This is a genomic window from Streptomyces sp. NPDC046215 (assembly GCF_040646215.1).
Classification (GTDB): Bacteria; Actinomycetota; Actinomycetes; order Streptomycetales; family Streptomycetaceae; genus Streptomyces; species Streptomyces stramineus.
Genome location: NZ_JBEYZW010000046.1, coordinates 33114 through 56407, shown reverse-complemented (window position 1 = coordinate 56407; position 23294 = coordinate 33114). Strand labels below are relative to the sequence as shown.

Below are 23294 nucleotides of genomic sequence, written 5' to 3'. Positions count from 1 at the left end.
ACCGGGGCGCCGCCGCGGGACTCCCCCGGCGGCGCCCCGGTGCCCGGCGCGCACGCGCACGGCGGTGGCACCCGCCGTGACGTGATCACCCTCGGGGTCGAGGAGGAGTACCTCCTGCTCGACCCCGACACCGCCGTGCCCCTGCCCCTGGCGGAGGAGGTCCGGGCGGCGGCCGGACTGCAGACGATCGCCCGTGCGGGCGAGATCCAGCCGGAGCTGCTCCTGGCCCAGGTGGAGGTCGCCACCCCCGTCTGCGGGGAGCTGGCCGAGCTCGGCCGGCACCTGCTGCGGCTGCGCCACGCCATCGCGGCCGCGGCCGCCACCGCCGGCTGCCGGGCCATCGCCTCGGGAGCCGCCCCGCTCACGGGCCCGGGGCACCCGCCGGTCACCGACAAGCCCCGTTACCGGGAACTGAGCGCGCGGGGGGCGTGTCTGGTCGACGAACAGCTCGTCAACGGCATGCACGTGCACGCCGCCGTGCCCGACCGGTCGGCGGGAGTGGCCGTGCTGAACCGGATCCGGCTCTGGCTGCCCGTCCTGGTGGCCATGGCCGGCAACTCCCCGCTGTGGCGGGGCGAGGACACCGGCTTCGCCAGCTGGCGCACGGTGATCTTCGGCCGCTGGCCGGTCGCCGGCCCGCCGCCCGCCTTCGCCGACGGCCCGGACTACGACCGGCGGGTCGCGGACCTGGTGTCCTCCGGCGCGATCGCGGACACCGGGCAGATCTACTGGCAGGCCCGGCTCTCCGAGCACTACCCCACCATCGAGGTCCGCTGCTTCGACGTGCAGCTGACGGTCGAGGACGCGGTGATGTTCGCCGGTATCGTCCGCGCGCTGGTGGCCACCGCCCTGCGCGAGGAGGACGCCGGGCTGCCCGTGCCCCCCTGCCCGCCGGAGGTCCTGCACGCGGCGAACTGGCACGCGGCGCGCCACGGCCTCGGCGACCGGCTCATCGGCCTCCCCTGCCGCTCGCTGCCCGCGGCCGCCCTCGTCCGCGACCTGCTCGAACACCTCGCACCCGCCTTGGCGGACAACGGCGACGGCCACGAAGTGGCCTCCCTGCTGCGGGGGTTCCTCGCCCGCGGCGCCCCGGCCACCCGGCAGCGCAGGGCCCTGGCGACGGGCGGCATCCGGGCGCTCGGCGAGCTGATCGCCTGCGAGAGCCCCCGGCGTTCGTCCTGACCGCGGCCGGGCCCCCGCTGCTACCGTGAAGCCGGGCCGGGCCCCCGGGGCCGGGCCCCGACACCGATCCGACCGTCGGGAGTTGCGGATGACCGGCGACACCGCTCGCACGACGGCGGGGCTGCCGCCGGGCCCGCGGCTGCCGGCCGTGGCGCAGACCCTGCTGTTCTCGCGGTACCGCCACCGGCTGTTCCCGCTGCTGCGCCGCCGGTACGGTGACGTGTTCACCCTCCGGCTCGCGGCGCCCGCCCGGCAGCTGGTGATCCTCACCCGGCCGGAGGACATCAGGACCGTGTTCTCCGGCCCCGTCGAGGTCCTGCACGCGGGCGAGGGGAACATGATCATCGGCCCGGTGCTGGGCAGCCACTCGCTCCTGCTCACCGACGAGGACGAACACCGCCGCGCCCGGAGGCTGTTGGTGCCCGCCTTCAACGGCACGGCCCTGGCCGGCTACCGGGCCATGGTCGGCGAGCTGAGCCGGTCCGAGGTGGAGCAGTGGCCGGAGGGACGCGCCTTCGCCTCCCACCGCCGGATGCAGGCGCTGACCCTGGAGGTGATCCTCCAGGTGGTGTTCGGCGTGACCGACCGGGCGCGGCTGTCGGGGATGCGCCCGCAGGTGCGCGGCGTCGCGGACCTCGGCCCGTTCACCCTCCTCGGCCTGCCGTACCCGCTGCTCCACCGCTTCGGGCCCTGGCGCCGGCACCTGGCCCACCAGCAGGGGCTCGACCGGCTCCTGTACGCCGAGATCACCGAACGGCGCGGCGCCGCGGATCTGCGCGGCAGGACCGACGTCCTCTCCCGGCTGCTGCAGGCCGGAGCGGAGAGCGAGGCGGCCGGGGAGGGCGGCGGGTTCGGCGACGCGGAGCTGCGGGATCAGTTGGTGACGCTGCTGCTGGCCGGCCACGAGACGACGGCGACGGCCCTGGCGTGGGCGCTGCACGAGCTGGCCCGCCGGCCGGAACTTCAGCGACGGGCCCAGCGCGCCGCGGACGAGGGTGACGACGCCTACCTCACCGCCGTCGTCAAGGAGGCACTGCGCCTGAAGCCGGTCGTGCACGAGGTGGCACGGCGCCTCACCGAGCCGTTCACCGTGGGCGGATACCGGCTGCCCGCCGGGGCCACGGTGATGCCCTCCATCGGGACGGTGCAGTCGGACCCGGCCTGCCACGACCGGCCGGACGCCTTCCGCCCCGAACGGTTCCTGGACGAACAGCCCCCGCCCCACACCTGGATCCCGTTCGGGGGCGGCGCCCGCCGCTGTCCCGGCGCCGGCTTCGCGCTGCTGGAGGCGACGGTCGCGCTGCGCGAGGTGCTCACGCGCTACGACATCCACCCGGAACACCCCCGGCCGGAGGCCCAGCGGGCCCACCACGTGACGCTGATCCCGGAGCGGGGCGCCCGCGTGCTGGTCACCCACCGCCGCTGAGCCGGGGGGCCGGTGTGTCAGCGGTTCCGCCGGCTGCCGCTCCGGGGCCTCAGCAGCGCGGCCGCCAGGACGGCCGGGACGGTGACCAGCAGGGCGCGCGTGACCTGCGAGGTGTGCTGGTCCGACGGCCGGGTCGCGGACTTGACGGAGCTGCGGTAGAGGGGGCGGGGCGGACTCCCCGGACGCGTGGGCGGCACCGGGGCGGGAGGCCGGGCAGGGGGTGCGGGGGCGGGGGCGGGAGCGGGGACGGGGGCCGAAGGTGCCGCAGCGGGTGGTGCGTTGACGACGGGAACGGGCGCGGGCGGAGCCGGGGGCTCGGAGACGGGCGGAGCCGGCGGTGCGGGTGTAGCGGGCGTGACGGGCGCGGGAGGAGCGGGAGCCGGGGGCGCCGGAGGAACGGGCGGAGCGGGCGGAGCGGGCGGGGCCGGTGGTAGTGGAGGCGTGGGTGGCGCCGGCGGCGCAGGTGGTGCGGGAGGAGCCGGGGGTGCCGGAGCCGGCGGCACGGGCTCGGGTGCGGGAGGGGCTGGGGGTGCGGGAGGAGCCGGCGGCGGCGCAGGCGGCCCCGGGGCGGGCGGTACGGGCGCGGGAGGTGCGGGAGCGGGTGGTGCCGGAGCCGGTGGTGCCGGAGGTGCGGGTGGTGCTGGAGGCGCAGGCGCGGGGGGCTCCGGTGCGGGAGGCGCCGGTGCGGGAGGCGCCGGTGGTGCCGGAGGCGCAGGAGCCGGTGGCTCAGGGGCCGGAGGCTCGGGAGCGGGTGGAACGGGAGCGGGTGGAGCCGGCGGTTCAGGAGCCGGTGGAGCAGGGGGCGCAGGAGCCGGCGGTTCAGGAGCCGGTGGAGCGGGCGGTTCCGGTGCCGGCGGTTCCGGCGGTGCCGGGGCAGGCGGCGGCACCGGAGGCGGCGGGGCAGGCGGTGCCGGCACAGGCGGGGCAGGCGCAGGCGGCGCCGGCGGCGCGTCGCGGCAGGTCAGCCACACTTCCGCCGCCACGGAGAGGACGCGCGCGGAGACGTTCACGCACCCCGTCCCCGTATCGACCACCTCGGCCCTCGCGGCGCCGCCCAGCGCGTCCACCCCGACGTGCGAGGGCGGGTGCGGCGGCACCAGCCTGGGCAGCCCGGTGACGAGCGCGGTCACCGCGGGCGTACCGCCGACCGAGACATCGGCGCCCGCGTCCTCCGCGGCCGCCTCCCCCGTCACCACGAGCACGGCCGCCGTGGCCAGCGACACCGCGCCCGCCGTTCTCAGCCATCCCCTCACGCGAGGTCGCCGAGACGGTCCGCGCGGACGCACTCGATCCGGTAGTCGCCGGTGTCGGGATCCACGGTGACGCCGTGGGTCTCGCTGCGGAAACCGGGGAACTCGCGGTCGAACGCCTCCAGCGCGCCGAGGTAGCGCAGCAGCGGCCCGTCGGCGGCGCCGACGCACTCCCCGGGCATCAGGACGGGGATGCCGGGCGGGGTGACGGTGACCATGGCCGCGGCCACGCGTCCGGCGGCGTCGGCGAGGGAGACCCGCTCCGTGCCGGAGCGGATGAGCTGCTGGTAGCACCACTGGGGTGGGGCGACGGGCTCCGGCAGTTCCTGGAAGGCCGTGTCCAGCAGGGTGACGAGGCCGGCCCGGCGCAGGTGGTCGTGCATGGAGTGGCACAACTCGCTCAGCGTCGTCCCGGCGTAGCGCCGTGGGTATTGCGCGAGGAGCCCGGGCAGCACTTGTTCGAGCGGGGCGTCCGTGTCGTAGAGGGACTTGAAGTCCATCAGGGCGTCGAGCAGCGTGCCCCACTTGCCCTTGGTGATGCCCATGGAGAAGAGGATGAGGGTGGTGTAGCTGTCGGTCTTCTCCACGACGATGTTGCGGGTCGCCAGGTAGGCCGTCAGGACCCGGGCGGGGATGCCCCGTTCGGCCTGGGCGCCGGTCGCGTCGATCCCGGGGCAGGTGAGCGTCACCTTGACCGGGTCCAGCAGCGCGTACCCGTCGCGGAGCCCGGGGAAGCCGTGCCAGTCGGCGCCCGGTTCCAGCTGCCAGCAGGAGGGTTGCGTACGCAGCAGGTCGGCCGGGGCGTCGGCGAAGGCGTGCTGTTCCCCGGTGGCCGGGTCGGTGACGGTGGGGGGCTGCCAGACGCCGAAGAACCAGGCGGGCCGGTCGCCCGCGGTGGCGATGCGGCGGCCGGTGCGGACGACGGCCTGACGGAAGCGGACGGCTTCGGTGACGGCCTCGTCGATCAGCCAGTGCCCTTGCGGCCCGTCCATCATCCCGGCGGCGACGTCGAGCGAGGCGATGGCGGGGTAGAGCGGCGAGGTGGTGCCGTGCATCATGAACGCCTCGTTGAAGCGCTCGTGTTCGACCGGGGCCCGGGGCGCGGACTTGACGTGCACCATGGCGCTCTGCGACAGCGCGGCCAGCAGCTTGTGGGTGGACTGGGTGGCGAAGACGGTGGGGCGCCCGGGGCCGGGGAAGGTGTCGGGGCCGACGGACATGCCGTAGCGCCCGGCGTAGAGGGGGTGGAAGCGGGCGTAGGCGAACCACGCCTCGTCGAAGTGGAGGCGCGGGGTGCTGGGGGCGAGTTCCGTCGCGACCTGTAGCGCGTCGTAACAGATGCCGTCGTAGGTGGAGTTGGTGAGCACGGCGTACTCGGCACCGGCCGGGCTCCCGCCCCGGATGAGGGGGTTGCGGGCGATGCGGTCCGCCACGGCCGCCGCCGCGATGCCCGCCGGGGGCAGGGGGCCGGCCAGCCCGTAGCCGTTGCGGGTGGGGACGAGGTAGACGGGCCGGGCGCCGGACAGGATCAGGCCGTGCAGGACGGACTTGTGGCAGTTGCGGTCGACCAGCGCGATCTCGTCGTGGGAGACGCAGAAGTGGCCCACCATGCGGTCCGCGGTGGAGTCGCCGTGGAGGACGAAGTAGGTGCGGTCGGCGCCGAAGATGCGGGCGGCGTTGCGCTCCGCGTCCCCGATGGGGCCGGTGTGCTCGAAGAGGGAGCCGAGCTCCTCGACGGAGATGGACAGGTCGCTGCGGAAGAGCCGCTCGCCGTAGTAGTCGAAGAAGGCGCGCCCGACGGGGGACTTCAGGAAGGCGACGCCGCCGGCGTGGGCGGGGGTGTGCCAGGAGTACTCGTGGGCGTCGTCGAACCGCCGCAGCGCCTTGAAGAAGGGCGGGAGCACGGTCTCGCGGTAGGCGCGTGCCGCGCCGGCGATCCTCCCGGCGATGAACGCGGGGGTGTCCTCCAGCGGCCAGATGTAGCCGACGACACTCTCCGCGACCCACAGCGGCAGGCGGTCGAGGTCGTCGTCGGCGTCGTCCGCCATGACGAGGAGAACGGGCAGGTTCTTGAAGCGCCGCCCGATCTGGCGCAGCACCGCGGCCCCGCCGGGCTCGCCCTTGGTGCCGTCGCCGTCCGAGAGGTGCCACTCCACGACCGCGGCCGCCAGGGCCGACTCCGTCCGCAGGACCGCCCGCGCGTCGGCCTCGGTACGGGCCCAGCGCACCTCGGGTCCGTGGGCCTCCACCGCCTTGCGGATCCTGCGCAGCTGTTCGCCCTGGGCACCGTCCCCCAGCGGGTCCTCGCGCAGTGCGAACAGCACTGTGTCGCCGGCCATTTCCGTCCCCCAAGGTGAGCTCGTCAGGTTTACCTGAACGACAGTGTGGTCAGGGGGAGTTGATCCGATCATGGGCGACCGGCCAAACCACCCGACAGGGGGACGGCAGCGGCCGGGAACCGATAAAGGAATCGAACAGGGGACGGGCGCGGTCGGCCTGGGTCCGGCGGCCGTGGGCGCCACAAGTGCGGTGCAACGCTGGGGAGTTGGAGCACTCGGCAGTATGGTGTGGCCGCCGTGAACCCGTGGGAGCGGGCTGCCGGGAGAGCGCCCGGAGCGTCGCGCAGCGCGGGCCGTCGGCGTGCGTCTCCGTGCACCGCACCGTGATCCACCGTCCCACCGAGAGGACATCCCCATGCCGTTTCCCCTGCGTTCACGCTCCAGACGCCCGTTACGCGCCGCGCTGCTGACTGCGGCGCTGTGCTCCGCCGTCGCCGCCGGCCTCACAGCGGCCCCCGCACAGGCGGCGGGCTCCCCCGCCGGGGCCCGCCCCGCGGGAGGCCCGGCCACGGGTGTCGGCTGCGGAAGCACCGTCGGAGAAGTCCCGCTCGACACCACGTACAACACCACCACCGGCCGCTACGAGCTCGACGACCCGGTGCGGGGCCACCACAGGACGTACGACATGGAGCACAGGACCTCGGGGAACGGCACCCTGGTCACCGACGACGACAACGTGTGGTGCGAGGGCGGCGAGCAGGCCGACGCGGTCGCCGCGCACTACATCCACGCCGTGTTCTGGGACTACTACCTGAGCGTCCACGGCCGCAAGGGCGTCCGGGGCGACGGGCGGGCGCCGTGCAGCCGCGTCCACTACGGGAACATGTACGTGAACGCCTTCTACAGCCTCACGTCGTCCTGCATGACCTACGGCGACGGCACGGACCCCCGCAGGCCCCTCACCCGGATCGACGTGGGGGCGCACGAGATGGCGCACGGCGTCACCGCGGCCACGGCCGGCCTCAACTATTTCGGGGAGACCGCGGGGCTGGGCGAGTCGGTGAGCGACGCCTTCGCCGTGGCGGTGGAATTCCACGCGGCCAATAAGGCCGACCCCGGCGACTACCGCATCGCCGAGCACGCGGACCTCATAGGCGACAAGACCCTGCGCCACCTGGACCGACCGTCGAAGGACGGTGCCTCGAAGGACTACTGGTACCCGCGCATCAGCGAGATCAACCCGGCCTACGCCGCCGGCCCGGCCAACCACTTCTTCTACCTGCTCGCCGAGGGCAGCGGGCCCAAGGTGATCAACAGCGTCTTCTACGACAGCCCGACCTACGACGGTGTCCCGGTCACCGGCATCGGCCGGGCGGCCGCCGAGAAGGTCCTGTTCAAGGCGCTCACCGAGCGCATGACGCCGAACTCGAACTACCAGAGCGTGCGCGCGGCCACCCTGTACGCCGCCGCGGGTCTCTACGGGCCGGACAGCCCCGAGCACCGGGCGGTCGGCGCCGCCTGGGCCGCGGTCAACGTCAGGTGACCGGGCTGTGACATGCCGAAGGGCGGCAGCGGTCCCTTCCGGGTGCTGCCGCCCTTCGGCGGTGGTCCGCTCGGCCTTTTCAGTGGGCGGGCTTTTTAGTAGGCGGAGTTGACGTGGTCCATCGAGCCGTACTTGTCGGCCGCGTAGTTGCAGGCCGCGGTGATGTTGGCGACCGGGTCGTAGATGTCCGTGGAGGTGCCCTCGACGTGGTACGCCTTGAAGGTCGGGTCAATCACCTGGAGCAGGCCCTTGGACGGGACACCGTTGACGGCGTTGACGTCCCAGTCGTTGATCGCCCGGGGGTTACCGGTCGACTCACGCATGACATTGCGCTTGATGCCGTCGTAGCTGGCGGGGATGCCCTTGGACTTCAGGATGTCCAGGGACTCCTTGATCCAGCCGTCCAGGTTGTCGGCGTAGGCCTTCTTCGCCGGCGCGGGGGCCGCGGCGGGCTTGACGGGCTGGCGGGCCTCGGAACGGCTCGCGCGGTCCGCGTCGGCCTTGGCCTTGGCCTTCACGGCGGTGCCGGCGTCGGCCTTGGCCTGCGCGACGGCGGCGGCGGAGCGCTCGGCCAGCTGCTCGTCCTGCGTCTCACCGAAGGCGTGGACGTTCTGGGCCACCGGCTTCACGGCGACGGACTGCGTGTCCGCGGCCGAGGCGATACCGGGCACCGCGGCGAACACCACGGCGGTGAGGCCGGCGGTGGCGATGCCTGCGGCGGAGAACTTGTGGGCCTTGGTCAGACGGGCGGAGCTGGAGATCGTGGAGCGCATGCGGAGATGAACCTCTTCCCAATCGCGTAGGTCGCAGTGGCCAGGAGCGGCGCGAAAAAAGCGCCGCGTCTCGATCGACGGCGCCGTTGCGACTTCAGCAATTGTTAGCGGCGGGAAATCGCCCTGGCAAAGGTGTGACCTACTACGCCGCTTCGTGAAAAGGGTCAGAGAGAAACGCATGGAATGCCCGATTTGCACCTCAGGGTGGCCCACTAGCCGGCTTCGTAAGTGATCTGGGTCCCATGGGCGGGCTCACACGGGAGGGCCCTTCAGGCCACGTTCTGCGACGGGTCGGATACGAAGTGCGCGGGGTTGAAGGGGCGGGGTAGGGGGTTCGTCGGCCCCGCTCGGAGGCCGGGGACGGGAACGGGACGCACGCCGCCTGCGCCACGGGCGAGCCGGGCCGCGCCGCCTGCCCCGGGGGTACCTCGCCCGGGCGTACCGAGCGGGGGGCGGCGCGCCCTGTGCGCCGCCGCGACACGCGGGGCCCGCCGAGGCCCACCCCGCGCCCACACCACTACGAGGGGCCTGGCGCCCGCCGCGGCCCCGCCCGGGACAGGCGGGGGCCGCCCCGCCCGGGCATACGGGGCGAGGACACAGCACCCGCCCCATTCACCGGCGCCACAGGCGGGCCCCGCCGCGGCCCCCAGGACATACGGCCCACCCTGCACCGCACACCATCACCTGCCCTGGCTCCCGCCACACGGCCACCTGCCCCGTCCCGCCCCGGGGCCCCGTGCGGCACGCCTATACATGGGCACCTCGCGCGCGCCGGGTTCCCGGACAGCCCGGTAGCGGAGGTTTCAGAGCCCTACCGGAGGCCGGACCCGTACAAGCTCAGGCGGGGAGCCCGGCCGCCCGGGCCCCAACCATCCGGCGCGGCCGCCCACCGGCCCCGGGGGGCGGGCACGGCTGCTCAGCTCCAGTCAGCCCACCGAACCGAGCGCCCGACCCCCGCCCCGCGGGGCGCCAGGCCAGGCCAACGGCAGACATACCACACGGGTCCGGCCCCTGCCCCGCAGGGCACGGCGTCCGGCCGGACCGCTCGGTGCGGCGACCCGCTTACCGTCACACCGCCTGCACGCCCCGCCCGACAGGGCACACGGCGAGCCGCACACGCGCCCCCGCCCGGCAGGGCACCCCTCTCAGAGCCAGCTGAGGCGCGCGCCCGTCACCGGATCGGCCGAAGCCGGCGCGTGGGCCAGTTCTCCGGCTCGTACGCCGTCCAGCAACCGGCTGACCGCCTCGACGATCTGCGGGGCCGTCTCGCGCAGAGCCCTCGCGTCCCCCGGAGGGACCTCACCGGGGGCCACTCCCGCCTCCCCGAGCAGGCCGTCGAGGTCGGCCAGCCGCTCGCCCACCCACCCCAGCGGGTCGGCGGACAGCTTTTCGACGAAGACCCGGCCGCCCGGCTCCCAGTCCCTGAAGCGCGGGTGGTGGTGGGTCCGGTCGAAGCTCCCGGGGGGCCCGGCCACCGATTCCAGCAGGTCGGCCCGCCACAGGGGGCGGTCGATGCGAATGGGGCGCGCCGAGTAGATCGAGCCCGTCAGATCACCGGGCTCCAGGAGGCGCAGCTCCAGCCGCACACCCCGCTCCGCGCCGTCCTGCCCCGGTTCCGGGGCCGGGTCGATGAAGTACAGGTCGCTCACCACGACCCCGATCCGTTCGAAGCCGAATGCGTAGAACATGGGAGACCGTCCTCACCTTCGGGTTGTCCGGGTGGGAAACCACGCCGCTGTGCGCACTGGCGTTCCCTGCCCCGGACGGGCGGCGGGCACACCTCCTCGCGGTCACGGCCCGCTCCGCGGGGACGCCGAGGCGAGCCCGGCCAGGTCCCGCAGCGCGGCGTTGACCGCCTGCGGGGCGTGCAGGTGGCTCACGTGGCCGCCCCGGGGCACGGTGACCAGCCGGGCCCCGGGGATGAGGCCGGCGACCCGCTGCTTGTGCCGCACCGGGAAGAAGGGGTCGTCCTCCCCGGCGATCACCGTCGTGGCCACGGAGGCGTACACGCCGAGAGCGACGTAGTAGTCGCACACCACGACGTCGGCGAGGAGCGCGAACATCGCGGAGGAGGGGAACGCGCCCGTGAACCGGGCGAGCCGCTGGAGCAGGTGTCCGCCCGGTGCGCCGGGCACCGCGCTCGTCCGCCGGTGCCGGAACGCCACGGTGGCGAGGCCGGCCCGCACCGCGGGCGCGCGCCACAGCAGCCGGGCGGCGGCCCGCGCCGGGGCCTTGGGCAGGGGGGTGACGTCGGCGAGCCGGCCGGGGAGCGTGTCGATCAGCGCCGCGCCCACCACCCGGGGGCCGAAGAGCTCGGGCCGCTGGGCGGCGAGCGCGGTGATCGCCATGCCGCCCACGGAATGCCCGACGAGGACGACGGGCCCCCGGGGCGCCACGGTCTCGATCACCGCGGCGAGATCCCGGGCCAGCCGCGCGACGGTCGCCCCGGAGACCGTCGCGGGGCCGGAACGGCCGTGGCCGCGGTGGTCGAAGAAGGCCAGCCGGGCCAGCCCGGTGAGGTGTTCGCGCTGCTGCTGCCAGTACCACAGGGCGGTGTTGAGCCCGTTGACGAAGAGGACGGTGGGCACGGGGCCCGGCGCTTCGTCGATCTCCACGTGCAGGGTGACGCCGTCGTCGGTGCGGACGGTCAGTTCCCGGGCGCACGGCGCGGGCCCGCGCTCCGGCGGACGGCCGGCCGCCGGGCGCGCCGCGCCGGGCCCGGCGTGAGCGTCTGCCATGCCGTCACTATCCCAGCTCGCCGCCCGAGCCCGGAGCACCCACGCGCGACAAGCCCCGCGAATCGGCCCGGCGCTAAGCGGAACCGCGCGGGGTGGAACCGCACGGGACGAAGCCGCGCACGGCCGAGCCGTGCGGTCCGGCCCGTTCCGGATCGGGCGCCGGTCCGCTACGTTCGCCCCGCGTACCGCACCCTGTCACTCCGACGACACGCCCGCTTGGCCGGGACTCGCTGCCCTTGGAGCACCCTGCTCCATTCCGGCCCCACACCCCACGAGGTCTCCAGACTCATGCCTGAACTCAATCGGCGGCGGTTCCTCCAGATCGCCGGCGCGACGGCGGGCTCCGCCGCCCTGTCGAGCAGCATCGCCCGTGCGGCCGCCATTCCCGCCACGCGGCGCTCCGGCACCATCGAGGACGTGGAGCACATCGTCGTCCTGATGCAGGAGAACCGTTCCTTCGACCACTACTTCGGCTCGCTGAAGGGTGTCCGCGGGTTCGGCGACCCCCGCCCCATGACCCTGGAGAGCGGCAAGCCGGTGTGGTACCAGTCGGACGGCACGAAGGACGTGCTGCCCTTCCGGCCGGACGCCCAGGACCTCGGCATGCAGTTCATCGCGGGCCTCAACCACGACTGGGCGGGCGGCCAGCGAGCCCGGAACCACGGCAAGTACGACAAGTGGATACCCGCGAAGTCGGCGGGCACCATGGCCTACCTGACGCGTGCGGACATGCCGTTCCACTACGCGCTGGCCGACGCGTTCACCGTGTGCGACGCCTACCACTGCTCGTTCATCGGAGCCACCGACCCGAACCGCTACTACATGTGGACGGGGCACACCGGGAACGACGGCAAGGGCGGCGGCCCCGTCCTCGGGAACGAAGAGGCCGGCTACGGCTGGACGACGTACCCCGAGCGGCTGGAGCGCGCCGGGATCTCGTGGAAGGTCTACCAGGACACGGGCAACGGCCTGGACGCGGCCGGAAAGTGGGGCTGGATCGACGACCCCTACCGGGGCAACTACGGCGACAACTCCCTGCTGTACTTCAACGCGTACCGCAATGCCGAGCCCGGCGATCCGCTGCACGACAAGGCGCGCACCGGCACCGACGTCAGGAAGGGCGGCGGCTACTTCGACATCCTCAAGGCCGACGTGAAGGCGGGGAAGCTCCCGCAGGTCTCCTGGATCACCGCCCCGGAGGCGTTCTCCGAGCACCCCAACTGGCCGGTGAACTACGGCGCCTGGTACATCTCCCAGGTCCTGGACGCCCTCACCGCCGACCCCGAGGTGTGGAGCAGGACCGCGCTGTTCATCACGTACGACGAGAACGACGGGTACTTCGACCATGTCCCCCCGCCCTTCCCGCCGGCGTCGGCCGCGCAGGGCGCCTCCACCGTGGACACCGGCCCGGACGTCTTCGCGGGCAACAGCCGCTACGGCGCCGGCCCCTACGGCCTGGGCCAGCGCGTCCCCATGATCGTCGTATCTCCGTGGAGCACGGGCGGCTACGTCTGCTCGGAGGTCTTCGACCACACCTCGATCCTCCGGTTCATGGAGCGCCGCTTCGGCGTGGCCGAGCCGCAGGTCTCGCCCTGGCGGCGGGCCGTCTGCGGCGACCTCACCTCGGCCTTCGACTTCCGCCTCGGGAACACCGGGCCCGCGACGCTCCCGGACACCGCCGGTTACGCCCCGAAGGACCGCGAACGGCACCCCGACTACCGTCCGAAGCCGCCCGCCCGGCCCTCCCTGCCCAAGCAGGAGAAGGGGTCCAAGCCGACGCGCCCGCTGCCCTACGCCCCGCTGGTGGACGGCGCCGGGACGCCGTCGACCGGGCGTTTCACCCTCACCTTCAGCGGGGGCGAACAGGCCGGGGCGTGCTTCACGGTCACCTCCGGAAACCGCACGGACGGGCCGTGGACGTACACCACCGGGGCGGGCCGGAAGATCTCCGACACCTGGAACACGGCCTATTCGAAGGGCGTCTACGACCTGTCGGCGCTCGGCCCGAACGGGTTCCTGCGCACGTTCAGGGGCTCCGGCACCACCGCCGGGCCCGAGGTGACGGCCCGGCACGTCGCCGGGCAGGGCCTGATCGAGCTGACCATGACCAACGCGGGCGGCGCCGACTGCCGTCTCACGGTGACCGACGCGTACAGCGGGAAGCGCGCGTCGTTCACGGTGCGCCCGGGCGGGCGCGTGGTGCACCGGGTGGATCTGCGCCACAGCAAGCGCTGGTACGACCTGGCCGTGGGGTCGGACCAGGACGGGACGTTCCTGCGGAGGTTCGCGGGGCACGTGGAGACCGGTGAGCCGGGGGTCAGCGACCCGGCGATCATCACGGCCTGACGGGCCCGGGACGGCCCGGCTCCGGGAGCGCCCCGTGCGGGCTTCCCGGAGCCGTGGTCCGGCGCCGGTTCACCGGCCCCGCCGGCGGGCCATGCTCTCGTAGCGTTTCCCGGCCTTGCGCAGGGCGCGCCGTTCGATCTCGTCCGTGCCGCCCCACACCCCGAACTCCTGGCCGGATTCCAGGGCCCAGGCGAGGCACATCTCCTGGACCGGGCAGCGGCGGCAGACCGATTTCGCGCTCTCGGCCTGGCCCAGGGCCGGGCCGCCCGTGCCGATCGGGAAGAACAGGTCGGGGTCCTCTTCGCGGCATGCGGCGTGCTGTCGCCAGTTCACGTGTCAGTCCCATCGAGTCGTCTGCTGGTGCTCTTTCCCTTCGGTTCGCCCGCCGGGCCCCTGCGTGGCCGCAAACGGGCGGGGCCGGCCGGAAGAATCCGGCCGGCCCCCGTCCCGGTGGCCGGGCGCCGCCTCAGCCGCGGAATCCGCTGTAGTAGCCGGCGATCTGTTCGTGGTACCCCACGTCACCGACGTGCTTGTCCTTGTCGAATTCGGGGGCGTCCTTGATCTGGGCCTTCGAGCGGTCCACGTAGATCTTCTCCTCGGCGGCGTCGATCCGGGTGACGGTGCCCGCCGGCAGCAGCACGTGCTTGCCGAAGATCCACATGCCGGTGTCCACGACGAGGTACGAGGAGTCGACCTCGTCCGAGTGCTTGTCGACCTTGCCGATGCTGCCGTCGGTCGCCTCGACCTTGAAGCCGGTCAGGCTGGTGCCCACGGTGTGGCCGGCCTTCGGGTGGTAACCCCAGATGTTCTGCGTCATGAGATGTCTCCTTCATCGACGGTGCGGGCCGGGAAATCAGCCTCCCGATAAAGGGTGACCTGCCCTCAGCAACTCGGGTGCCCCGGCGTCTTCGGCCTACACGTGTGCACCGGAATTTCCTCGTCGATATCGAAAGGTGATTGCCTTTCATATTTTCCGCCCTGACGGATTTACATAAGGCCCGTGTTTCCGGGTAGACGTGCGCCCACAGCGGTCGCGTCAGGGTGCGGCGGGCTCCAGGGCCGTGCGCAGAGACGTCCGGCCGGAGTGCCAGGCGCCGAGGAGGGACTCCTCGAACCGCTCCTCCAGCCGGCAGGTGGCCTCGATCCCGAAGACCACGTCCCGCGCCAGCTCCGGTTCGCTCTCCAGCAGTCCGCCGATCACCTCATGGCGCACGAGCTGTTCGTGGACGGCGTCGGCCTCCACGTGCTCGCTGTAGAACAGCTCCGCGGCGGGGCCCGCGGCCAGCCGCCGCATGGCCTGGAGGAGGCGGCGGGCGGCGGGCGGTGAGGTGATCTCCAGGGTGGCGAAGTGGCCGACGAGGCTGCCGCGCCGCGCACGGTGCAGGCCGAGCAGGGACATGAGGTTGCCGGTGGCCAGGGTCGCGGCGGGCACCGCGTCCAGGTAGTGGCCGTAGGTGTCGTCGAGGCGGAGGTCGCGCATCAGGGCGGCGAAGAGCCGGGAGTGGATCCGGTCGGCGCGGCCGGCCCCGAACTCGTCGTACTCGACGGCGACGAGGGCGGCCTTCGCGCGGCCGGTCAGCCGGGGGATCATCCAGGCGTGGGGGTCGGCTTCCTTGAGCTGGTAGAGAGAGCGGTGGACCGCGTACTCGCGCAGGTGCCACAGCTCGCCGCGGTCGCGCAGGAAGAACGAGGCCCCCTCCCCGTCCGAGGGCTCCGCCAGCAGGCCCGCGAGCGCTTCGGGCACCTCGGCGGTGCCGGGCACCTCCGCCCGCAGCGCCGCCAGGAACGCGTCCTCCATGAGGCCGCGCAGCCGCAGCAGGCCGGGGTCCCACTCCCAGGTGTCGCGGACGCCGGGAAGGCCCCGGTAGTGCAGCTCGTAGCAGGCGTGAAGGGCGAGTTGGAGGTCCTCCCCGTAGGGGTCGGCGGCCGCCACCTCGGCCGGGCCCGGCAGGGCCGCGCCGGCCGGGGGGCGGCGGAGCGTGTCCAGGAGCGCGGCGGAGATCTCCCCGCGCGCGAGCGGGCTCGGCATCGTGGTCTCCCGTGGTCGTCACGTCGGTCCGTGGGGTGTTCCGTATACGGGGCTTCGGTGGGCCGGATTCGGTGCGCGCCGGATTCGGTGCGCGCCGGATTCGGTGCGCGCCGGATTCAGTGCGCCGGGTCTCGGTGCGCCGGGTCTCGGTGTACCGGTCTCCGGTTTTCCCGGGTACCCGCCGTCAGGTGCCCCGAGGCCGGCGGCCCCGGTGGCTGGTGTCGCACCAGGGGTAGATCTTGCTGCGCCGGCAGGTGCACACCGCGACGACGGGGCGGTCGGAGCGCGCGACGGTGCCGTCGTCCAGCACCACCTCGACCGGGCCCTCGACGAGGACGGGGCCGCCCGGCTCGTGCGAGACGCGGCGGGCGGCCGCGGGCCGCTCAGGGACGCCGGGCACGGATGACCACCAGCTCTTCCTTGTCCTGGCCCGGCTCCAGCAGCCCGCGCTCGCGCAGCCAGCCGGCGCGGGCGCGCAGGACCGGCCCGAAGGGGATCAGCCGGCGGTCGACGATGTCGGCGTCGAGGCCGGACCGGGTGAGCAGTTCGATCGTGCGGGGGGCGGAGCTGAAGGCCGACTGGACGAGCAGGAGCACGCCGCCGGGCAGGAGCAGCGGGGGGACCTGGGCGCAGAGCCGGTCCAGGACGGCGCGGCCGTCGGGCCCCGCTTCCCAGGCCCGGTCGAGGCTGTGGCGCGGGAAACCGGGGTGCGGGGTGGGGACGTACGGCGGATTGGCCAGGACGAGGTGGAAGCGCTCTCCGGCCACCGGCTCCAGCAGGTCGCCGGAGAGCGCGCGCACCCGGCAGCCGGCGAGCAGGGCGTTCAGGCGGGTGGTGAGCACCGCGCGGACGGAGGCGTCCACGGCCGTGACCCGGGCGGCGCCCCGGCGGGCCGCGGCGATGGCCAGGGCGCCGGTTCCCGTGCCGACGTCGAGGACTTCGGCCCCGGGGGGCAGGCTCTCGCGCTCCAAGGCGGTCACCAGCAGGTGGGAATCCTCTTGCGGGGCGTACACACCGGGTGGTTTCAGAAGCCACATGGGCTGCGGGTACCCCTTGCTTCCCCCGTGAATCGTGGGCCCCGCGATTTCGGGGCGGGGCCTCGTCGGGCCCGGAAAACCGGTGCAGCGGTGACGCCACCCTATTCATGGCGACGGAGAGATTCATGGGGGCGGAGAGGCAGCGATTGCCGGTGGGCCGAACGAGGAACATAGTGGAATTGAGCTTGCACACGCGAGATCGGAGGACACCGTGATTGCCCTCGGAGTCATTCTGCTGATCATCGGGTTCCTGGCGGACATCGCCATCCTGTGGACCATCGGCATCATCCTGCTCGTCATCGGGGCGGCCCTGTGGATCCTCGGCGCGGTCGGGCACGCCGTCGGAGGCCGAAAGCATTACTGGTAACGGTCGGGCGATGTGAGGGAACGCCGGGAGCCACGGCACCCGGCCCGGGTGAAGGGCGGCCCCGGGCGGGCGCCGTCCGGTGAGTTGGGCGGGGCGCCCGGGGATGATTGCCTCGCCGCAGGTTGTTGAGCGACGGTGTGAGTCGGCCCCGGCGGGGTACTCCGCCGCGGCCGTGACCGACGTGAGACTTCGAGGACGGGACGGGCAGCATGCCTCTTGAGGGTGAGTACGAGCCGAGCCCAGAGCAGTGGGTGCGCGATCAGGTCGAGTTGTACGAGGGCTCGGGCGGCACGGAGGGGACGACGCTGCGGGACATGCCCGTCGTCATCCTCACAACCCGGGGCGCGAAGAGCGGCAAGATCCGCAAGAGTCCGCTGATGCGGGTGGAGCACGAGGGCACGTACGCCGTGGTCGCGTCCCTGGGCGGCGCCCCCAAGCACCCGGTCTGGTACCACAACGTGGTGGCCGACCCCCGGGTGGAGCTCCAGGACGGTCCGGTGCGCCAGGACATGACGGCGCGTGAGGTCACCGGCGAGGAGAAGGCCGCGTGGTGGGAGCGGGCGGTCGCGGCGTACCCCGACTACGCGGACTACCAGAAGAAGACCGACCGGGAGATCCCCGTCTTCGTCCTGGAGCCGGTGCCCGCCGGGCACTGACCGGACAGATGGAAGGGCCCCCGCCGCGGTCCGCGGCGGGGGCCCTTGCCGATTCCTCAGGAAGCGGGCGTCCGCCGGGCGCTGCGCGCGTCCCGCAGGTAGAGCAGTCCCGCGCAGGCGATGATCCAGACGGCGAGGACGGCGATGCCGCGCGCCAGGCCGTCGTTGTGGAAGTACGCCAGCCCCTGGATGGCACGGACCCCGGCGCCGACGGGCAGGACGTCGGAGAGCGGGTGCAGCCAGCCGGGCAGGTAGGGGGCGGGCATGACGCCGCCGCTGGTGGCGTTGCCGAGGGTCAGGAGGACGACGGAGGCCAGGCCGGCGCCCGCGGCTCCGGTCCACCTGATGCACACCATGGTCGCGCCGCCCACCGCGATCGCCATGAGCGCGGTCATCCCGGCGATGCCGGCGAAGGAGCCGGGCAGCGCGCCGAAGCCGGTGCTGCCGGCGAGGAGGGCGATGATGATGCCGCCCAGGACGCCGAAGAGGCCGAGGCTGGCCAGGCGCTGGCGGAAGCGGAGGGTGGGCGCGGCCTGGTAGGTCATCATGCCGAACAGGTAGCCGGCGAGGACGAGGCCGAAGGCCGCGTAGAAGATCGACAGTCCCCGGGTGTCGCCGGAGGAGGCGGGGAGGATGTCCTCCTGGGCCAGGTGGTGGCCGCCCGCTTCGGCGACCGCGCCGAAGGCCCCGGTGAGGGTGCCGGTGACCGAGGGCCCGTTGGCGCCCGCGAAGAGGAGCTTCGGGGTGCCGCCGCCGGTGAGGTAGGCGGCGTAGACGCGGCGGTGCTCGACGGCGTCGCGGGCGGCGCTCTCGTCGGCGTAGGGCCGCAGGGCGAAGCCGCCGGGCAGGGCCTTCTCCAGGCCGCCCTCCAGGCGGTGGATCTCCTGCGCGGAGCCCACGGCGGCCACGGGGAGGTCGTGCGGCTTGGGCGCGTGGAACGCGGCGAGGTAGACGCTGACGAAGATCGTCCCGATGGCGAGCACGACGGCCACGGGGAGGAGGACGCCCTTCAGGCCGCCCTGCGGGTGCCGCGGCGGCGCGGCGTCGGGTATGTCGGGGTGGGCGGGGGCGGGCCGCGGGGCGGCCGAGGGGGTGGTGGTGGGGAGTGACACGTCGACGACCATCCAAACTTGTAAGCTGCCTTACAACAGTAGCAGCCCATATAAGCTGCCTTACAAGTGGTGGTCCCATGAACGACAACACCTCCTACACCGGCTACCTGGCCTGGCAGTTCTCCCAGGCCATGGGCGCCCGGCTGGAGAAGGAGCTGCGCACGCTGGACCTGACCCTGGCCCAGCACAGCGCACTGCAGCGCGCGCTCAACACGCCGGGCGTCTCCAGTGCGGACGCGGCCCGCGGCGCCGGCATCACGGCCCAGTCCATGGGAGCCGCGGTGAACGGCCTCGTCGAGCGGGGCCTCATGGAACGCCGCCCCCACGCGACCAACCGCCGCGTGCTGTGCCTCCACATCACCGAGGAGGGCCGCCACCTGGCGGAACGGGCGCGGGCGCTGGTGGGCGGGGTGAACGACGACGCCCTGGCCATCCTCTCCCCGGCGGAACGGGCGACGGCGCACGACCTCCTGCACCGCCTGGTCGAACACCTCAACCCGGCGGCGCTGCCGCCGCACACGTGACGGGGATACCGGGCGCTTCCGCCCGGTGAACCGGCCCCGCAGAGAGGACCTGCCGCCGCGGCGGGTCACCGGACGCCCGACGGCCCCGCGATGTTCAATGCATAAACCACAAGATTTGGCCCATGAGTAGATGAACGTCCCAGGAGCCCCAGGAACCTGGATCCCCGACCCGCCGGCAGGTGACCATGAGCGCCGATCGCAACAAGAACCCGAAGGACCGACGCCGCGCCCCCTCGCGCGGTGGCGCGGCCGCCACCGACCGGATGCTCCGCACCCTGCTGCGCCGTGGCAAGACCCCGCTGAACATCGAGGACGTCACCGTCACGGACCGGCCCGAGGTGCGCCGGGCGGTGCAGGCCGCCGCGCTCGGCAACATGATGGAGTGGTTCGACTTCGGCGTGTACGCCTATATGGCGGTCACCCTGGGAAAGGTCTTCTTCCCCTCCAGCTCGTCCGGCGCGCAGGTGATCTCCACCTTCGCCACGTTCGCCGCCGCCTTCCTCGTCCGCCCCCTCGGCGGGCTCGTCTTCGGTCCCCTGGGCGACCGCATCGGACGCCAGCGGGTCCTCGCCGCCACGATGATCATGATGGCGGTGAGCACCTTCGCCGTCGGCTTCCTGCCGTCCTACGGGACGGCCGGGTTCCTCGCGCCGATCCTGCTGCTCGTCTGCCGCCTGGTGCAGGGCTTCTCCACCGGCGGCGAGTACGCCGGGGCCACCACGTACATCGCGGAGTACGCGCCGGACAAACGCCGGGGCTTCCTGGGCAGCTGGCTCGACTTCGGCACCTTCGTGGGCTACGCGCTCGGCTCGGGCCTGGTGACCGTGCTCACCGCGCTCCTCGGCACCGACGGCATGACGGACTGGGGCTGGCGGCTGCCGTTCCTGGTGGCCGGTCCGCTGGGGCTGGTCGGCCTGTACATGCGGATGCGGCTGGAAGAGACGCCCGCCTTCCGCGCGGAGACCGAGGCGGCCCAGGCGCGGACACCCGGCACCGCGCACGAGGAGGAGGCCGAGGAGGCCCGCCAGTCCGGGCACGGCCGACTCAGGAACATCTTCACCGACCACTGGCAGGCGGTCCTGATCTGCATGGGACTGGTGGTCGTCTACAACGTCACCAGCTACATGGTCACCTCGTACCTGCCCACGTACATGACCGAGACGCTCGGCAAGGACGCCACCACCGCCCACCTGCTGATCCTCGGCACCATGATCCTGGTGGCCCTGACCATCACCGTCGTGGGCCGCACCTCCGACCTCTGGGGGCGCCGGCCGATGTTCATGGCCGGCAGTGCCGCCCTCATCGCCCTGGCCGTCCCCTCGGTGATGCTGATCCGGGCCGACGGCGCCCTGCTGCCGGCGTTCGGCTGCCTCGTCCTCGGCCTGCTGCTGGTGATCTTCGCGGGCACCTCCGCGGCGACGCTGCCCGCGCTCTTCCCGACCCGGCTGCGCTACGGGGCCCTGTCCGTCTCGTACAACATCTCCGTGTCGCTCTTCGGCGGCACGACTCCCCTGGCCGTCTCGGCGCTGCTGGAGTCGACGGACAACGACATGGTCCCCGCGTACTACCTGATGGCCGCGGGCGCGGTCGGCCTGGTCTCCGCGTTCTTCCTGCACGAGACGGCCGGCAAGCCGCTGCGCGGGTCGGGGCCGATGGTGGAGACGCCGGAGCAGGCCCGGAAGCTGGTCGCCGGCAGCCGTACCGAGGCCGGGCGCCATGCCCGCGACATCTGGACGCGCCTGCGGCACCCGGGCCACCGGCACCACGACGGGCAGTAGCCGGGGCGGCGGGGCCGCAAGGGCTGACCTTCCCGGCCGCCCCCGCCCCCGGCTGATCTAGAGTGCCGCCATGAAGATCATCGACCTTGAGCCCGGCGACGAGCGGCTGACGGCTGACGTCCTCCCCGTCCTGCGTGAACTGCGCCCGCACCTCACCGAGGACCTGTTCCGCGAGATCTACGCGGAGGGCCACGGCCAGGGCCTGCGCTTCTCGGCCGCGTTCACCGACGAGGGCGCCTGCGCGGGCGTGGCCGGCTGGCGCATCCTCGTCAACACCAGCACGGTGCGCTCGCTGTACGTCGACGACCTGGTGACCACGGCCGACGCGCGTTCCACCGGTGTCGGGCGGGAGCTCATCTCCTACCTGGAGCAGCGCGCCCGCGCCGCGGGCTGCCACATCCTGAGCCTGGACTCCGCCACGCACCGCACGGGCGCGCACCGCTTCTACCTGCGGGAGCGGCTGGACATCGCGGCCTTCCACTTCGCCAGGAAGCTGGACTGAGACAGCCCCGCCGCGCGTGCGGGCCGGGTGCGGGCCCGCACGCGCGGCCGGTTCAGCGCCGCTTGCCCAGCCGTCCGAACAGCCGGCGGGCCTGGGCGCGCTTCCTCGGGTCGGCGGCGGCCCGCCGCGCCGAGTTGATGGTGTTCTGCCCCTGCGGACTGCGGGCGAACTGCTTGATCCGTGCGAGCAATCCAGGCATGGCGCCTCCAGAGAACGACAACGAGCTTTGACGGGCGGCCCGTTGAGGAGTGCGTACCCGCCGAGGAGAGGGTCACGCCCCCGCGCCCGCACCAGCGGGAGGGAACGGCGCACCGGGCCGACTCACGGTCACTACCGCCGCTCGTCGCTTGTGATCCGGGCGTGCAGGTGCATGTCGTGCCAACCGTCGGCGTGCGGCCCCGCGCTGCGCTTGGTGCCTTCCCAGGCGAAGCCTGCCTTCGCCGCCACCCGGCACGAGGCCGTGTTCGCGACGGAGTGCATGATTTCCAGCCGGTGGAAGCCGGCCTCGCCGAAGGCCCAGCCGGCCACCGCCGTGACCGCGCGGCCGGCCACCCCGGATCCGCGCGCGCCGGGCAGGATCCAGTACGCGCATTCCGCCTGCCCGAAGAAAAGGTCCAGGTCCCGCAGCGAGATCCTGCCGAGCACCTCCCGGTTTCCGGTGCGGACGATCGCCCAGTGGGCGGCCGTCTCCCGTTCCCACTCCTCACCCCACCCGGCGATCCACTCGCGCGCCTCGTCCTCGGACGCGGCGTGCCGCCCGTGCCACCGCTGGATCGTGGGGTCCTCGAACGCCTCGACGACAGCGGGCGCGTCCGCCGGGCTCCAGGGCCGGAGGGACAGCTCGTCGGACACCCCTATCGACGGCTGGGCGGACCGCCGGAGACGGCCGGGCGGAACGGTGGAGGGAATGAGTGAGGGCATGAACCACATCATGCCGACCGGTGCTTGCCGCGTCGCCGGGATTGACGGCCGACCCCACCCGTTCGACGGCCTCGGGGCGCCTGTCTATGATCGGCCGGTTCCATGAGCAGCATGAACGGGGAAACGGTCTTGAAGACCAAGAAATGGATACGCACGGCAGCGGTAGCGGCTCTGGTCGTCTCGGCGGCCACGGCGTGCGGGTCGGACGAGCAGAAGGTCAAGGGAACGCCGGTGGCGAGCCCGAAGGCGTCGCCGGACGCGAAGGTCGCGCCCCTGCGTCCCGCGCCCGGCGACAAGGCCCCGCCACTGGAGCAGATCAAGTACGGCCTCGAAGGCCGGGTGATCGCCATGGCCGGCATGGTGGCGAAGCCGACGACCAGCACCTGCGACACCGGTGAGGTCACCGACCAGCCGCAGAAGTTCACCTGCACCGTCACGTACATGGGCACCGAGGTGCCCTTCAGCGTGGAGACGAAGGGCGGCTTCATTTTGATGCAGTACACCGCCACCCCGACCAAGGGCGGAGTGATCAGCCGCGAAGGTGTGCACGCCCAGGCGTGGAAGAACTACGGCGTCTACGGCGGAAAGGCCGCGAGGTCGCTGCGGTGCGATGAGATCCCGGAGGTCCGCCTGGTCCCGGTCGACAAGCCCAGCGGGTACAAGTGCTACGTCGGCGAAGGTGGCCTGAAGGGCGACTACGACGTGATCGTCGGCAGCAACGGCATGCGGTTCCATTAGCCGGACCCGTCTACGTTGGCCGGGACTGTTGGCGAACGAGTGACTGGCGGGAGCCGGGGGCCGGGCGCTACAACGGGTGCATGCGTATACGTT

Annotated in this window: 23 protein-coding genes; 10 read left to right on the top strand and 13 right to left on the bottom strand. The window is 73.2% G+C overall.

From position 1 onward, the window contains the following. Both ABZ951_RS20690 and ABZ951_RS20685 read left to right on the top strand, forming a co-directional pair. Window positions 1–1182, top strand: a 1182-nt coding sequence (locus ABZ951_RS20690; protein WP_361280417.1) for a glutamate--cysteine ligase, incomplete at its 5' end; no start/stop codon positions are given. A gap of 88 nt (window positions 1183–1270) precedes the next feature. Further along, on the top strand, window positions 1271–2608 hold the full coding sequence (locus ABZ951_RS20685) for a cytochrome P450 (RefSeq protein ID WP_344086063.1): 1338 nt from the start codon (window positions 1271–1273) through the stop codon (window positions 2606–2608). Window positions 2609–2625: 17 nt separating this feature from the next. On the opposite strand, the gene ABZ951_RS20680 is transcribed toward ABZ951_RS20685, so the two are convergent. Both ABZ951_RS20680 and ABZ951_RS20675 read right to left on the bottom strand, forming a co-directional pair. Continuing rightward, window positions 2626–2805, bottom strand: coding sequence for a hypothetical protein (locus ABZ951_RS20680; protein ID WP_344086060.1), 180 nt, complete (start codon window positions 2803–2805; stop codon window positions 2626–2628). A 1052-nt stretch (window positions 2806–3857) separates the two neighbouring features. After that, window positions 3858–6197 (bottom strand): Orn/Lys/Arg decarboxylase N-terminal domain-containing protein, encoded by a 2340-nt coding sequence (locus ABZ951_RS20675; RefSeq protein ID WP_344086057.1) that lies wholly within the window; start codon window positions 6195–6197, stop codon window positions 3858–3860. A 355-nt stretch (window positions 6198–6552) separates the two neighbouring features. On the opposite strand from ABZ951_RS20675, the gene ABZ951_RS20670 reads away from it, so the two are divergent. Then, window positions 6553–7680, top strand: a complete 1128-nt coding sequence (locus tag ABZ951_RS20670; RefSeq protein WP_344086054.1) for a M4 family metallopeptidase — start codon at window positions 6553–6555, stop codon at window positions 7678–7680. A 95-nt stretch (window positions 7681–7775) separates the two neighbouring features. Here ABZ951_RS20670 and ABZ951_RS20665 read toward each other — a convergent pair whose 3' ends face one another. From ABZ951_RS20665 to ABZ951_RS20655, 3 genes are all read right to left on the bottom strand, one after another. Then, window positions 7776–8453, bottom strand: coding sequence for a transglycosylase SLT domain-containing protein (locus tag ABZ951_RS20665; RefSeq protein ID WP_344086051.1), 678 nt, complete (start codon window positions 8451–8453; stop codon window positions 7776–7778). Between the two features lie 1145 nt (window positions 8454–9598). Beyond that, window positions 9599–10141, bottom strand: a complete 543-nt coding sequence (locus ABZ951_RS20660) for a hypothetical protein (RefSeq protein ID WP_344086048.1) — start codon at window positions 10139–10141, stop codon at window positions 9599–9601. A gap of 102 nt (window positions 10142–10243) precedes the next feature. Beyond that, on the bottom strand, window positions 10244–11191 hold the full coding sequence (locus tag ABZ951_RS20655; protein WP_344086045.1) for an alpha/beta hydrolase: 948 nt from the start codon (window positions 11189–11191) through the stop codon (window positions 10244–10246). 288 nt (window positions 11192–11479) lie between these two features. Here ABZ951_RS20655 and ABZ951_RS20650 point away from each other — a divergent pair, with 288 nt between their 5' ends. After that, window positions 11480–13537, top strand: coding sequence for a phosphocholine-specific phospholipase C (locus ABZ951_RS20650; RefSeq protein ID WP_344086042.1), 2058 nt, complete (start codon window positions 11480–11482; stop codon window positions 13535–13537). A gap of 69 nt (window positions 13538–13606) precedes the next feature. Here the strand turns inward: ABZ951_RS20650 and ABZ951_RS20645 are convergent, their stop codons facing one another. The 5 genes from ABZ951_RS20645 to ABZ951_RS20625 form a co-directional block, all read right to left on the bottom strand. Then, complete coding sequence (locus ABZ951_RS20645) at window positions 13607–13870, bottom strand: WhiB family transcriptional regulator (protein WP_344086039.1); 264 nt, start codon at window positions 13868–13870, stop codon at window positions 13607–13609. Window positions 13871–14003: 133 nt separating this feature from the next. Beyond that, a complete protein-coding gene (locus ABZ951_RS20640) occupies window positions 14004–14354 on the bottom strand; it encodes a PRC-barrel domain-containing protein (protein ID WP_344086036.1) in 351 nt (116 codons plus the stop codon). Between the two features lie 219 nt (window positions 14355–14573). Next, entirely contained in the window at window positions 14574–15566 is a 993-nt protein-coding gene (locus tag ABZ951_RS20635) for an iron-containing redox enzyme family protein (protein WP_344086033.1), read from the bottom strand. A 184-nt stretch (window positions 15567–15750) separates the two neighbouring features. Continuing rightward, entirely contained in the window at window positions 15751–15966 is a 216-nt protein-coding gene (locus ABZ951_RS20630; protein ID WP_344086030.1) for a CDGSH iron-sulfur domain-containing protein, read from the bottom strand. Further along, complete coding sequence (locus ABZ951_RS20625) at window positions 15950–16603, bottom strand: HemK2/MTQ2 family protein methyltransferase (protein ID WP_344086027.1); 654 nt, start codon at window positions 16601–16603, stop codon at window positions 15950–15952. The genes ABZ951_RS20630 and ABZ951_RS20625 overlap by 17 nt, the downstream gene beginning before the upstream one ends. A 211-nt stretch (window positions 16604–16814) precedes the next feature. On the opposite strand from ABZ951_RS20625, the gene ABZ951_RS20620 reads away from it, so the two are divergent. Further along, window positions 16815–16970: a DUF6131 family protein gene (locus ABZ951_RS20620; protein WP_344086024.1), complete on the top strand. Its 156-nt coding sequence runs from the start codon at window positions 16815–16817 to the stop codon at window positions 16968–16970. 209 nt (window positions 16971–17179) lie between these two features. Further along, window positions 17180–17626 carry a nitroreductase family deazaflavin-dependent oxidoreductase gene (locus tag ABZ951_RS20615; RefSeq protein ID WP_344086021.1) on the top strand — a complete coding sequence of 149 codons (447 nt, stop codon included), beginning with the start codon at window positions 17180–17182 and terminating at the stop codon, window positions 17624–17626. 56 nt (window positions 17627–17682) lie between these two features. Here ABZ951_RS20615 and ABZ951_RS20610 read toward each other — a convergent pair whose 3' ends face one another. Beyond that, window positions 17683–18738, bottom strand: a complete 1056-nt coding sequence (locus ABZ951_RS20610) for an ABC transporter permease (RefSeq protein WP_344086019.1) — start codon at window positions 18736–18738, stop codon at window positions 17683–17685. Window positions 18739–18815: 77 nt separating this feature from the next. On the opposite strand from ABZ951_RS20610, the gene ABZ951_RS20605 reads away from it, so the two are divergent. From ABZ951_RS20605 to ABZ951_RS20595, 3 genes are all read left to right on the top strand, one after another. Continuing rightward, complete coding sequence (locus ABZ951_RS20605) at window positions 18816–19262, top strand: MarR family transcriptional regulator (protein WP_344086015.1); 447 nt, start codon at window positions 18816–18818, stop codon at window positions 19260–19262. A gap of 263 nt (window positions 19263–19525) precedes the next feature. Beyond that, window positions 19526–21040: a glycine betaine/L-proline transporter ProP gene (proP, locus tag ABZ951_RS20600; protein WP_344086124.1), complete on the top strand. Its 1515-nt coding sequence runs from the start codon at window positions 19526–19528 to the stop codon at window positions 21038–21040. Between the two features lie 70 nt (window positions 21041–21110). After that, window positions 21111–21542 carry a GNAT family N-acetyltransferase gene (locus ABZ951_RS20595; RefSeq protein ID WP_344086012.1) on the top strand — a complete coding sequence of 144 codons (432 nt, stop codon included), beginning with the start codon at window positions 21111–21113 and terminating at the stop codon, window positions 21540–21542. A 52-nt stretch (window positions 21543–21594) separates the two neighbouring features. Here the strand turns inward: ABZ951_RS20595 and ABZ951_RS20590 are convergent, their stop codons facing one another. Both ABZ951_RS20590 and ABZ951_RS20585 read right to left on the bottom strand, forming a co-directional pair. Further along, the gene (locus tag ABZ951_RS20590) at window positions 21595–21741 is read right to left on the bottom strand and encodes a hypothetical protein (RefSeq protein WP_344086010.1); all 147 of its coding nucleotides are present in this window, start codon (window positions 21739–21741) and stop codon (window positions 21595–21597) included. 131 nt (window positions 21742–21872) lie between these two features. Continuing rightward, the gene (locus tag ABZ951_RS20585; protein WP_344086008.1) at window positions 21873–22463 is read right to left on the bottom strand and encodes a GNAT family N-acetyltransferase; all 591 of its coding nucleotides are present in this window, start codon (window positions 22461–22463) and stop codon (window positions 21873–21875) included. A 102-nt stretch (window positions 22464–22565) separates the two neighbouring features. Here ABZ951_RS20585 and ABZ951_RS20580 point away from each other — a divergent pair, with 102 nt between their 5' ends. Then, window positions 22566–23201, top strand: a complete 636-nt coding sequence (locus ABZ951_RS20580) for a hypothetical protein (protein ID WP_344086005.1) — start codon at window positions 22566–22568, stop codon at window positions 23199–23201. The last annotated feature ends 93 nt before the right edge of the window (window positions 23202–23294 follow it).